This window comes from Bradyrhizobium brasilense (assembly GCF_029714345.1).
GTDB classification, from domain to species: Bacteria; Pseudomonadota; Alphaproteobacteria; order Rhizobiales; family Xanthobacteraceae; genus Bradyrhizobium; species Bradyrhizobium australafricanum.
This window is the reverse complement of record NZ_CP121669.1, coordinates 4,619,673-4,632,848: the sequence shown is the minus strand read 5'-3', so window position 1 is coordinate 4,632,848 and position 13,176 is coordinate 4,619,673. Positions and strand designations below refer to the sequence as shown.

Sequence of the window (13,176 nt, the reverse complement as noted above, 5' to 3'; positions counted from 1 at the left end):
CGGCTTACGCCGTTCGCGTCAGCAGGAGCCGAGGATCGTGCGGCATGCGACTGGTCCCCACCGTGCGATACTTGCCTCCATTGTCACGTCTCCCTAAAATTCCTGCGATATTTGACGGCTATGAATACCGCCGGGAATCCCGGCAAGAGTTTTTAGAAAGTTGTGATTTGTTTCACACGAGGTGCGGCCATGCCGACCTAGGTTCCCGAAGGGATCACCAACGATTCATTAACCAAAGCGGGCGCCATCGTTCTTTTCATAAAATTCGAACGAATCGCTCAATCCGGACCGAAGACAGTTTTGCGACCATGGCGCTCTCGAACCTCGGAGAGCGTGATGAGCGAAGTCGAATTTGATCTGCTGCTGGACGCCGTGCGAACGGCGATCGCGCCCATTGCTCAGGAGGATCTCGTGGCTCAGCCCTCGCCCCGCATTCAGCCGCCACCGCGCGCGGCCAATGACAACCAGGCGCCGTGGCCGCTGATTCCGTTTCCTGAAGGTTGGTACGCCGCGAGTTAATGCGACTTCTCATTGACTGGCTGCAAGCCATTGATGAGATGAGTGGAGGCCACGACCAGAATTGAACTGGTGTACACGGTTTTGCAGACCGTTGCGTAACCACTCCGCCACGTGGCCCCTTGCGGCGCACTTCATATACGCCCTCTCTGCGATAGGCAACCAAGCCGGACGGCTAACGCCGGCGTCTGCGAAAGTCCCGCTTCTTCGGTTTTGGCGCCAATTCCGGCATTTTGGCCTGCACTTCGCGGAATCTCGCCAGCATCCGCTCGAAACTATTAGTTAACGTTGCGGCAATATCCGGCCGCTTCTCCAGCCCAGCCAGCAGGATCGCCGCCGCCTCGATGGTGGAAAGGCCGTCGCGCCGCGGTTCCCGGCGCAGCCTGCCGTAGAGCGAGGGCCGTTTCGGCCCGAGAATCACCCGCTGGCACTTCAGCATCCAGGCATTGCGCCACCACAGCGCCTTGGCCTGGCTCCAGGTGCCGTCGAGCAGCACGATGCCCTCGATGTCGGCGAGGATCCCGCGCTGATGCGGCTCGAGCTCACCCTTGCGGTTGATCGCAACGATCTCGGCATCGGTATCGAGGTCTTCGACCTTGGCGGAGCCGAGATAGAGCACCGCCCAGCGTGACGGATCGGGTACCGGCCGGCCGAGCGCCTTGGCCAGGCTCGGCCAGGACAGCCCGATCCGCACTACGGCGTTTTCGAAATGCTGTGCCAACAGTCGCGCGGTGCCGAGCGCCCTGTCCTGCTCCTGCGGATGGATCAGGATCAGGAGCTGGATGCGGCTCTCGATCGGCGTGACGCTGTCGCAGATGCACAGCGGCAACGGCTTGCCGCAATGCGCGCACTCCTCGATCTCGGCGACAATGGTGGTTTTTGCTTCGGTCGGTTCGGACATCGCTCCGCTATACGCTTGCAATCGTGCAATTCAAACTATTCCGCGGGTGCGTGCACGCCTGACGGCTCGCGGCGCTGGCGCAACCGGTCGATCAACAGATAGATCACCGGTGTCGTGTAGAGCGTCAGGATCTGCGACACGAACAGGCCGCCGATGATGGTGATGCCGAGCGGCCGGCGAAGCTCGGTGCCCGGGCCGGTCGCGATGACCAGCGGAATGCCGGCGAACAGCGCGGCCATTGTCGTCATCAGGATGGGGCGGAAGCGCGCGCGGCAGGCCTCGAAGATCGCGTCCCGCGACGACAGGCCCTGATGCCGCTCGGCCTCGAGCGCGAAGTCGACCATCATGATGCCGTTCTTCTTGACGATGCCGATCAACAGGATGATGCCGACGAAGGCGATCACGGTCAGCGGCGTGTTGGTCACCTGCAAGGCGAGCAAGGCGCCGAGGCCGGCCGACGGCAGTGTCGAGATGATCGTGATCGGATGCGCCAGGCTCTCATAGAGCACGCCGAGCACGATATACATCGCGACCAGCGCGCCGAGGATCAGCAGCGGCTGCCGCCCGCTGGTCTTGTTGAAATCGCCGGCATTGCCGTCGAAGCTGCCGCGGATGCCCTCGGGCATGTGCAACTCGTTGACCGCCTGCTGGATGTTCGTCGTCGCGACCTCCAGCGGCACGTCCGGCAGCAGGTTGAACGACACCGTGGTCGAGGGGAAGCCGCCGGAGTGATAGACCGCGAGCGCCGATAATCCACGCTGGTAGTGCACCAGCGCCGACAGCGGCACCTGCACGTCGTTGGCGCCGGCAACGTAGATGCGCTCGAGGTTCGACGGATCGCTCTGGAATTTCGGATCGATCTCGAGCACCACCACGTACTGGTTGCGCTGGGTGTAGATGTACGAGATCTGCCGCTGCGAGAAGGCGTTGTTAAGCGCGTTGTCGATGTCCTGCACGCGGACGCCGAGGCTGGAGGCGGTCTTGCGGTCGATCACGAGGTTGAGCTGCAGGCCGCCGGGATCGCGGTCGGAGGAGACGTCCGTGATGCCCTCCACCGTCTCCATGCGCTTGGCCACGATCGGCGCCCATTTCTGCAACAGCTCGAGGTCGGTCGAGGCGAGCGTGTACTGGTAGTCGGAATCGCTCTGCCGGCCGCCGGTTCGGATATCCTGGGCGGCGAACATGAACAGGCGGATGCCCGGCACCATGAACAGGTTGCGGCGCAGCCGGTCGATCACCTGCGCGGTCGACAGGCCGCCCCGCTCCTCCGGCGGCTTCAGGCTGATGAACATGGTGCCGCGGTTGGAGGTGGCGCCGCCCGGGCCGCCGCCGGAGCCGACCGACGAGCCGATGCCGGCGACAGCGGGGTCGGCCATCACGATGTCGGCGAGCCGCTGCTGCAGCTGAAGCATCGCCTGGAACGAGATATCCGCCGACGCCCGCGTCGAGCCGATCACGAAGCCGCTGTCGTCGGTCGGGAAATAGCCCTTCGGCGTCTTGATGTAGAGCGTCACCGTCAGCGCGACGGTGGCGAAGAACACCACCAGGGTCAGGAAGGGATAGCCGAGCACGATCCGCAGCGTCGCTGCGTAGAACGCCACGACACGGGACAGCGTGCCCTCGATGACGCGATCGTACCAGGTGGCATGATCCGAGGTCGCCTCCCTGATGTAATGCGCGCAGATCATCGGCGTGATGGTCAGCGACACCACGGTCGAGACCGCGATCGCAAACACCAGCGTCAGCGAGAATTCGCGCAGCAGCCGCCCGACGATGCCATCCATGAAGATCAGCGGCGTGAAGGCCGCGATCAGCGACAGCGAGATCGACAGCACCGTGAAGCCGATCTGCTTGGCGCCTTCGACGGCAGCCGGATATGGCGCCATGCCCTGCTCGAGATTGCGGTACATGTTCTCGATCATCACGATGGCGTCGTCGACCACGAAGCCGACGGAGATCGCCAGCGCCATCAGCGACAGATTGTCGATCGAGAAGCCGGCGAGCCACATCCCGGCGCAGGTGCCGGCCAGCGCCAGCGGCACCGACACGCCGGCGGCGATCGTCGGCACCACCCGGCGCAGGAACACGAACACCACGATCATCACAAGCACGGCGGTCGCCAGCAGCGTGAACTGCATGTCCTCGACGCTGGCGCGGATCGTTCCGGTGCGATCGACCAGGGTGGAGATCTCGACGCCCGCCGGAATCCATTTCCTCAGTTCCGGCAGCATCCTGCGAACGCCGTCGACGGTGTCGATGACGTTGGCGTCGCCCTGCTTGGTGATCTGGATCAGCACCGCCGGCTGCTTGTTGAACCAGGCGATCGAGCGCGAGTTACGCACGGAATCCTCGACCTCGGCGACGTCGGCGAGGCGGACGTAATTGCCGTTCGAGCTTTTGATGACAATGTCGCGGAATTCGGCCGCGGTGCGCATCTGCTTGTTGATCGAGAGCGTTTCGCTCAGCCGGCCGCCATTGAAGATGCCGACCGGTCCCAGCGGGTTGGCATTGATGATCGCGAGCCGGACGTCGTCGGTCGCGATTCCGGCGTTCGCCAGCGACACCGGGTTGAGCGCGATGCGCACCGCCGGCTGGTCGGCGCCGCTCACGGTCACCTCGCCCACTCCCGGCACCTGCGAGATGCGCTGCGCCAGCACCGTGTCGGCGACGTCGTACATCGCGCTGGTCGAGATCGTCTTCGAGGTCAGCGCCAGCACGAATACCGGCGACGCGGCCGGGTTGGCCTTGCGGAACTTGGGCAGCGACGGCAGGTCGCTCGGCAAATCGGCGAGCGAGGCGTTGATCGCGGCCTGCACGTCGCGCGCGGCGCGGTCGATATTGCGGCCGATCGAGAACTGCACCTGGATGCTGGTGATGCCGAGCGAGCTCGTCGAGGTGATCTGGTCGACGCCCGAAATGGTGCCGAGCTTGCGCTCCAGCGGTGCGGCGACGGTCGCGGCCATCACCGAGGGATCGGCCCCCGGCCTGGACGCCGACACCCGAATGGTCGGGAAATCGACATTCGGAACCGACGACACCGGCAGGAACTGGTAGGCGACGATCCCGACCAGGAACAGCCCGATCGCAAGCAGTGTGGTGCCCACCGGCCTGCGGATGAAGGGCTCGGAGATCGAGATCACTGCATGCCCTCGGTGGCGCCCGCGATCGGCGGGCCGCTGGGACCCGGCTCCGGCACGGCCCGCTCGATCCGGCGGTTGAGGCGGTCGAGCGCCAGATAGATCACCGGCGTGGTGTAGAGCGTCAGCAGCTGGCTCAGCAGCAGGCCGCCGATGATCGAGATGCCGAGCGGGAAGCGCAGTTCGGCGCCGGTGCCGCTTTCGATCGCGAGCGGCAGCGCGCCGAACAACGCCGCCAGCGTCGTCATCATGATCGGGCGGAAGCGCAGCAGGCAGGCCTGCACGATCGCGTCATAGGACGACATGCCCTGGTGACGCTCGGCCTCCAGCGCGAAGTCGATCATCATGATCGCGTTCTTCTTGACGATACCCATCAACAGGATGATGCCGATCAGGCCGATCACCGAGAGATCCTGCCCGCACAGCATCAAGGCGAGGATGGCGCCGACGCCGGCGGAGGGCAGCGTCGAGAGGATGGTGATCGGATGGATATAGCTCTCATAGAGCACGCCGAGCACGATGTAGATCGTGATGATCGCCGCCAGGATCAGCCACGGCTGGCCGGCGAGCGAGCGCGAGAATTCGGCGGCGTCGCCGGAATAGATCCCGACGATGCTGCCGGGCATTCCGATCCTGCTCTCGATCGCCTTCACGGCCGCGACCGCGTCGCCCAGCGCCTCGCCCGGCGCCAGGTTGAAGCTGAGCGAGACCGACGGGAATTGCGCCTGGTGCGAGATCGCGAGCGGCGCCGTTGTCCGGACCAGCGTCGCCACCGCCGACAGCGGCACCTGCGCGCCGTTGGCGCCGGGCAGATAGAGCTTGTCGAGAATCGACGGGTCGCGCTGATACATCGGCAGCGCTTCGAGCACGACACGGTACTGGTTGGCTTGGCCGTAGATCGTCGAGATCTGCCGCTGTGCGAAGGCGTCGTTCAGCGTGTCGGTGACGCCCTGCAGACTGACGCCGAGCTGGCCGGCGCGCTGGCGGTTGACGTCGAGCGCCGCGCGCAGGCCGCCCTCCTGCGCCTCCGAGGAGACATCGCGGAAGATCGGGTCGCGCCGCATCTCGGCGACGAGCTTTTGCGCCCATTGCGAGACCTCGGCGGCGTCGGTCGCGGTCAGCGTGTACTGGTATTGCGAGCGGCTCGACTGGGTCGAGATCTGCACGTCCTGCACCGGCTGGAAGTAGACCGTCATGCCGGGCACCGTCGCGATCTTCTCCTTCAGCCGCTCGATCACCTTGACGACGCCCTCGCGCCGCTGGTCGAGCGGCTTCAGCGTCATCACCAGACGGCCGACATTGGTGGTCGGATTGACCGAACCCGAACCGATCACCGAGACAACGCCGACCACATCAGGATCGGCCTTGATGATGTTTGAGACCGCGCTCTGCCGCCGCTGCATCTCGGCGAACGAGACGTCGGGCCCGGCCTCAGTCACCGCCGTGATCGATGAGGTGTCCTGCAGCGGCAGAAAACCCTTCGGCGCCAGCACATACATGATCAGCGTCAGCGCGATGGTCGCGAACGTCACCAGCAGCGTCGCGCGCTGGCGCCGCAGCACCCAGAGCAGCGTCCGATGGTAGAACTCCACCATGCGGTCGATGAAATGGCTGACCGCGGCAAGGCCCGGGACCGCCATCTCCTCATGGATGTTCTTGAGCAGCCGCGAGCACATCATCGGCGTCAGCGTCAGCGAGACGATCGCCGAGGTCACGACCGCGATCGTCAAGGTGAGCGCGAATTCGCGGAACATGCGGCCAACCAGGCCGGACATGAACAGCAGCGGGATGAACACGGCGATCAGCGACACCGTCAGCGAGATCACGGTGAAGCCGATCTCGCTGGCCCCCTTCAGCGAGGCCTCCATCACCGTCTCGCCGCCTTCCATGTGGCGGACGATGTTCTCGATCATGACGATGGCGTCGTCGACCACAAACCCGGTTCCGATGGTCAGCGCCATCAGCGAAAGATTGTCGAGGCTGAAGCCGGCGAAATACATGATACCGAAGCTCGTGATCAGCGACAGCGGCAACGCGACGCCGGCGATCAGGGTCGCGCGCAGCGACCGCAGGAACAGGAGCACCACCAGCGTCACCAGCACGACGCTCAGGATCAGCGTGAACTGCACGTCGCGCACCGAGGCGCGGATCGTCACGGTACGGTCGGAGACGATGGTCAGCTTGACGCCGGCCGGGACCGCCCGCTGCAGCCGCGGGATTTCGCCGCGGATCTGCTTGACGACGTCGATGACATTGGCGCCCGGCTGGCGCTGGATGTCGATGATGACGGCCGGTGTGCCCTGGTACCAGCCGCCGGTGCGGTCGTTCTCCAGCCCATCGACGATCTGGGCGACGTCGCCGATCGTGACCGGCGAGCCGTTGCGATAGGCGATAATGATCGGCCGGTAGGCGTCGGCGGCGGCGATCTGGTCGTTGGCGGCGATGGTGTAGGATTGCTGGGCGCCGTCGAGCGAACCCTTCGGCCCCGACACGTTGGCGCCGGCGATCGCGTTGCGGAGATCCTCCATCGCGATGCCGTAGGCCGCAAGCCGGGCCAGATCGGCCTGCACGCGCACCGCCGGCTTCAGGCCGCCGAGGATCGAGACCCTGCCGACGCCGGAAATCTGGCTCAGCCGTTGGCCCAGGATGGTGTCGGCGAGATCGCTCATCGCCCGCAGCGAGATCGTCTCCGAGGTCAGCGCCAGCGTCATCACCGGCGCGTCCGCCGGGTTCACCTTGGCGTAGACAGGTGGATACGGCAGCGTCTTCGGCAAAATGCCGGCGGCGGCGTTGATCGCGGCCTGCACATCCTGCGTGGCGCCGTCGATGTCGCGGTTGAGGTCGAACTGCAGCGAGATCTGGCTGACGCCGAACGAACTGGTCGAGTTCATCGACGACAGCGACGGGATCTGCCCGAGCTGCCGCTCCAGCGGCGCCGTGATCAGCGAGGCCACCACGTCGGGGCTGGCGCCCGGCAGTTGCGTCGTCACCTGCACGGTCGGGAAGTCGACCTGCGGCAGCGCGGAGACCGGCAGCGCCCAATAGCCGAGCGCACCGCCGATCATCAGGGCGATGCCGAGCAGGGAGGTGGCGATCGGCCGGCGGATGAACGGTTCGGAGACGCTCATGGCTGCGTACTCGCTGTAAGATCGGACATTACGAAGTCAGGATGCTAGTAGTCATGGCTGCGCCTTCGGCGCGCTGCCCGACTGTTCGCCCCCTGCTGCCGGCGCGGGCGCCGGTCCGGTCTGCCCTTTCTGATCGCCTTCGCTATGCTCGTGCCGGCCGCGATGCTCGCCGTCCTTGCCCTGCCAGTCTTTCTTACCGTCCTTGCCTTGACCTTCGCCTTGCGCCCCGCGCTTGCCGTCAGGGTTGCGGCTGCGCTTGCGCGGCGCGAGATCGGCGGCCGGCGGCCCGTCGTCCTTGCCGACCACGACCTTCGCGCCATCGGCGAGATTGGCAAAGCCGGTCGTCACGACGCGGTCCGACGTGGTCAGGCCGCTGGCGATCACGGCCTCATGCTCATTCTGCTGCGTGACCGTGACCGGCTTGGCGGTGACGATATCGCCCTCACCGATCACGTAGCTGAACGTGCCAGCGGGACCGCGCTGCACCGCGGAGGTCGGCACCACGATCGCCTGCGGCAAGGTCTCGACCTTGAGGCGGACATTGACGAACTGGCCGGGCCAGAGCTGGTAGCTGGCATTCGGCAATTCGGCCTTCAGCTTCAGCGTGCCGGTGGTCGGATCGACCTGGTTGTCGATGCCGGTCAGCTTGCCGGTATCGATCACGGTGACGCCGTCATTGCCGAACACATCGACCGCAAGCTGGCCCTTCGCCGACGCGGCGTTGACGCGCATGATCTGCTGCTGCGGCAAACTGAACCACACCGCGATCGGCCGCAACTGGGTCAGGATCACGAGCCCCGTGGTATCGGCGGCGTGGATGATGTTGCCCTGGTCGACCTGGCGCAGGCCCGCGCGCCCCGCGATCGGCGCGACGATCTTGGTGTAGCCGAGCGTGGTGCGCGCATTGTCGATCTGGGCCTGGTCGGCCTTGATGATGGCCTCCTGCTGCGCGACCAGCGCACGCTGCGTATCGGCCTGCTGCTTGGAGCCCGCGTTGGTGGCAGCGAGCTGCTCATAGCGGGCAAGGTCTATCTTCTGATTGGCGAGCAGCGCTTCGTCCTTGGCCTTCGTGGCCACCGCCTGGTCGTATTGCGCCTGATAGATCGCAGGATCGATCTCGCCCAGAACGTCGTCCTTCTTGACGTCCTGGCCCTCGACGAAATTCACCTTGAGCAGCTTGCCGTCGACCTGTGAGCGCACGGTCACGGTATTCAGCGCCCTCACCGAACCGACGCCGTCGAGATAGACAGGCACGTCATGCACCTGCGGCGTGGCCGCCAGCACCGGCACCGGCAGATCGGGCCGCGCGCCCGCGCCGCGCCCGCCGCCGCCATTTTGCTTGGGCTGGAAGGCGAGCCAGCCGAGATAGCCGAGCCCGCCGAGGATCACGAGCGTGATGAGCAAGGACACCATGCGCCCCAGCACGCGCGAGAGAAGGCTCCGCTTGCGCGGCGCCGTGCGTTTCTCGTCGTCCGTCGAGTCGGGCTTAAAGAGCATCGACCGGTCTTTCCATCTTCGGTTCCCAGCCGCCCCCTAATGCTTGATATAGGCTCACGATCGCCAATAGCCGGGCCAGTTGGGCCTGCGAATAGGCATCTTCCGCCTGGAACAGGGTCAGCTGCGTGTTTAGCACAGTTACGATATCGGCGGTGCCGGCCTTGAGCTGCTGCTCGGCGAGGTCGAAGGCGCGCCGCGACGACGACAGCACGTCGCGCTGCAGCTGCAGCCGGCGCGTGGTCTCGCGGATCGCGACCAGCGCATTGTCGACGTCGGTGAACGACTGCACCACCGTCTTGCGGTAGGTCTGCAGCAACTCGTCCTGCTTGGCCTTGGTGTATTCGAAATTGCCGAGGATCCGGCCGCCGTCGAAGATCGGCTGGGTCATGCTGCCGACCAGGTTGAAGAAGGCGGCATGCGGTTGGAACAGCGAGACCAGCGCCTGGCTCTGGTAGCCACCCGTCCCGGTCAGCTGGATGCTCGGGAAGAACTGCGCCCGCGCGCTGCCGACATTGGCGGTGGCGGATGCAAGCTGCGCCTCCTGCCGGCGGATATCGGGACGCTGGGTCAGCAATTCAGACGGCAGGCCCGGCGTGACGCGCGGGATCGCAACGGCGTTGAGCGAGCCGCCGGAGACGCGCACGCTTTCCGGCGGGCGCGACACCAGCACCGCGAGCGCGTTGATATTCTGGGCGAGCGTCTGCCGCAGCGGCGGCACCAGCGCGCGCTGGTTGGCGAGCACGCTCTCCTGCTGCGCGACGTCGAGATCTGAGCCGGTGCCGGCCTTGAAGCGCTCCATGATCGCATTGAGGATGCGCTCGGCGCTGGCGATGTTGCGCTGCGCGGTGCGAAGCCGGTCCTGCGTCGCCAGCACGGTGAAATAAGCATTGGCGACGCTCGCCAGCGTGGTCAGCGCCACCACCTCGCGGTCGAACCGGTTGGCAACGGCGGTCTCCTCCGCCGCCTGCGCGGCGTCGCGGTTCTGGCCCCAGAAGTCGAGCTGATAGCTGGCGCTCAGCGAGGCGTTGTAGTTCACCACCTCGCGCCCACCATTGGTGAGGCCGCTAGCGCTGGAGCCGGAGGTGCGCGAGTAGGTTTCCGATCCGTTGAGATTGAGGGTCGGCAGCAGCGCCGCGCCGGCCTGCCGCGCCAGCGCGTCGGCCTGGCGGAAGCGCGCAACCGCAGCGGCGATGTCGAGGTTGACGGTCTGCGCCTCTTCCATCAGCTGCGTCAGCTCCTTGGAGCGGAAGCCCCGCCACCAATCGAGCGTCGGAAGCGCGTCGCCCGGCCGGCCGAGACGTGCGGCCTTGTAGCCCTGCGGCACGTCGAGCGCCGGATCAGGAAGGTCCTGGGTCAGAATGCAGCCGGCGCAGCCGGCGGCCAGGCCGAGCGCAACAAGCGAGCGTGCCGCGAGGCGGCGCGCGCGGACGGCGAGGCCGAACCGGCCTCCAGGCACCATCACGGACACCGGCTGGGTCACACCCGTTCTCCGCCGAAGCCAGACTTCGCCCGTGGCGCACGAATGACGCGTTCAGCGACGGTCTGGGTGACGTTCACGGGGGTATGCTTTCAATGGAACCTGCCTGTCCCATCCTACCCTTGGGACAATGGGGCGGACAGCCCCGTCACGATTGTGTGGCGTCGCATCGCAAGCGATTCGTGGCTACCTTGAATGCCGACTTTCCCTATTTTTTAAGGCATTTCCGCGCGTTTCGGACCCGTGCCGGAAGTCACGATTCTTACAAAGATTTCATGGGGATTTCTCGGCTGCTGTTGCATTGAATCCGCAAGATGTGCCGGCGCGGCGCCAGACTCGCGCCACCGCGCACCGCGCCGTCAGGTCTCGATTGGCCGAGAGCGCGCACCTCATGCGAAACCGCGGACCACAGGATGATTCTTCTGGCCGACCCGACCGCCGCAAAACGACGTTCTCCCCACGCCCGAGACATCCGCGCGTGCGAGGTCAAGCGCGTTGGACCCGCCTTTTGCCGCAGTGCAAAAGCCCTTCCCTTTTTCGATCAGCACACTAGGTTCGCCAAGCAAGACACAGACCGGCAAAGAAATTCCCCGACATGATATTCAACAAAGACGTCATCGAAGCGATCGGCAACACCCCCCTCATCAAGCTGAAACGGGCGTCCGAACTGACCGGCTGCACCATTCTCGGCAAGGCCGAATTCATGAACCCGGGCCAGTCGGTGAAGGATCGTGCCGGCAAATGGATGATCCTGGAGGCCGAGAGGCGCGGCACGCTGAAGCCCGGCGGCCTCGTGGTGGAGTCGACCGCCGGCAATACCGGGATCGGGCTTGCTGTCGTGGCGAGTGCGCGCGGCTACCGCACCCTGATCGTCATTCCGGAGACGCAGAGCCAGGAAAAGAAGGACATGCTGCGGCTGTGCGGCGCCGAGCTGGTCGAGGCGCCCGCGCTGCCCTTCGCCAATCCGAACAACTATCAGCATCTCGGCAGGCGTCTCGCCGAACAGCTGCGCAAGACCGAACCGAACGGCGTGCTGTTCGCCGACCAGTGGAACAACCTCGATAACCCCAAGGCGCATTACGACTCGACCGGACCTGAAATCTGGCAGCAGACCGACGGCAAGGTCGACGGCTTCATCTGCTCGGTCGGCACCGGCGGCACGCTTGCCGGCATCAGCCGTTACCTGAAGGAAAAGAACCCGGCCATCGTCACCGCCTGTGCCGATCCGCACGGCTTCGGGATGTACGAACTGTTCAAAAATGGGCAGGTCAAATCGACGCCGGGCGATTCGATCACGGAAGGCATCGGGCTCGGACGCGTGACGCCGGTGGTCGAGACGGCGAAGGTCGACACCGCGTTCCTGATCTCCGACGAGGAAGCCGTGACCATCATCTATGAGCTTTTGGAGCACGAAGGCCTGTGCCTCGGCGGCTCGACCGGCGTCAACATCGCAGGCGCGATCCAGCTCGCCAAGCAGCTCGGCCCCGGCAAGACCATCGTCACCATCCTCTGCGACTCCGGCAACCGCTATCAGTCCAAGCTGTTCAACCCGGCCTTCATGCGCTCGAAGAACCTGCCGGTCCCGGAATGGCTGGAAAAGCGCAGCAAGATCGAGCTGCCGCTGGTCTAGGGAGCGAATGGCGTCCCGCAGACGTCATTGCGAGGAGCCATTGCGACGAAGCAATCCATGCTTCCGATGCGGAAGATTGGATTGCTTCGCGGAGCCTGTCATCCGGCGGCGCTTTGCGCCGACCGGGTGGCTCGCAATGACGGCGGAAATCACCGCAGAATCTGACTTAGGAACAGCTTCGACCGCGCGTGCTGCGGGTTGGCGAAGAATTCCTGCGGCGTGTTCGATTCGATGATCTGGCCCGCGTCCATGAAGACGACACGGTTGGCGACCTCGCGGGCAAAGCCCATTTCATGGGTGACGACCAGCATTGTCATGCCCTCCTTGGCAAGATCGACCATGGTGTCGAGCACTTCCTTGACCATCTCGGGGTCGAGCGCCGAGGTCGGCTCGTCGAACAGCATCACCTTCGGGTTCATGGTCAGCGCGCGGGCGATCGCAACGCGCTGCTGTTGACCGCCCGACATCTGGCCGGGAAACTTGTTGGCCTGATGCGGGATCTTGACCCGCTCGAGGAACTTCATCGCGGTGGCCTCGGCATCCTTCTTCGGGATGTTGCGCACCCAGATCGGCGCCAGCGTGCAATTGTCGAGCACGGTGAGATGCGGGAACAGGTTGAAGCTCTGGAACACCATGCCGACCTCGCGGCGGACTTCGTCGACACGGCGAAGGTTCGGGCCGAGGTCGATGCCGTCGACCACGATCTCGCCCTCCTGGAACTCCTCCAGCGCGTTGATGCAGCGGATCAGGGTCGACTTGCCCGAACCGGATGGGCCGCAGATCACGATGCGCTCGCCCTTGCCGACCTCCAGGTTGATGTCGCGCAGCACATGGAAGTCGCCGTACCATTTGTTGAGAGCGGAAATGTTGACGATCGGGGTTGTGGACAT

8 protein-coding genes and 1 tRNA gene are annotated in these 13,176 nt (G+C 65.1%); 2 read left to right on the top strand and 7 right to left on the bottom strand.

The window, feature by feature from the left end; genetic code table 11:
- The first annotated feature begins 336 nt into the window (after positions 1-336).
- Positions 337-519: a hypothetical protein gene (locus tag QA635_RS21750; protein WP_016842103.1), complete on the top strand. Its 183-nt coding sequence runs from the start codon at positions 337-339 to the stop codon at positions 517-519.
- Between the two features lie 43 nt (positions 520-562).
- Here QA635_RS21750 and QA635_RS21745 read toward each other — a convergent pair.
- The 6 genes from QA635_RS21745 to QA635_RS21720 form a co-directional block, all read right to left on the bottom strand.
- Positions 563-636 (bottom strand) — tRNA-Cys (locus QA635_RS21745).
- 55 nt (positions 637-691) lie between these two features.
- A complete protein-coding gene (locus QA635_RS21740) occupies positions 692-1,417 on the bottom strand; it encodes a tRNA-uridine aminocarboxypropyltransferase (protein ID WP_283061391.1) in 726 nt (241 codons plus the stop codon).
- Between the two features lie 35 nt (positions 1,418-1,452).
- On the bottom strand, positions 1,453-4,557 hold the full coding sequence (locus tag QA635_RS21735; RefSeq protein WP_283061390.1) for an efflux RND transporter permease subunit: 3,105 nt from the start codon (positions 4,555-4,557) through the stop codon (positions 1,453-1,455).
- Positions 4,554-7,682: an efflux RND transporter permease subunit gene (locus tag QA635_RS21730; RefSeq protein WP_283061389.1), complete on the bottom strand. Its 3,129-nt coding sequence runs from the start codon at positions 7,680-7,682 to the stop codon at positions 4,554-4,556. Before QA635_RS21730 ends, QA635_RS21735 begins: the two co-directional genes overlap by 4 nt.
- Before the next feature lie 51 nt (positions 7,683-7,733).
- On the bottom strand, positions 7,734-9,179 hold the full coding sequence (locus QA635_RS21725) for an efflux RND transporter periplasmic adaptor subunit (protein ID WP_283061388.1): 1,446 nt from the start codon (positions 9,177-9,179) through the stop codon (positions 7,734-7,736).
- A complete protein-coding gene (locus tag QA635_RS21720) occupies positions 9,169-10,638 on the bottom strand; it encodes an efflux transporter outer membrane subunit (protein ID WP_283071750.1) in 1,470 nt (489 codons plus the stop codon). Before QA635_RS21720 ends, QA635_RS21725 begins: the two co-directional genes overlap by 11 nt.
- Before the next feature lie 613 nt (positions 10,639-11,251).
- Here QA635_RS21720 and QA635_RS21715 point away from each other — a divergent pair.
- On the top strand, positions 11,252-12,286 hold the full coding sequence (locus tag QA635_RS21715) for a cysteine synthase A (protein ID WP_076828754.1): 1,035 nt from the start codon (positions 11,252-11,254) through the stop codon (positions 12,284-12,286).
- 149 nt (positions 12,287-12,435) lie between these two features.
- Here QA635_RS21715 and QA635_RS21710 read toward each other — a convergent pair whose 3' ends face one another.
- Positions 12,436-13,176, bottom strand: a complete 741-nt coding sequence (locus QA635_RS21710; RefSeq protein ID WP_028331915.1) for an amino acid ABC transporter ATP-binding protein — start codon at positions 13,174-13,176, stop codon at positions 12,436-12,438.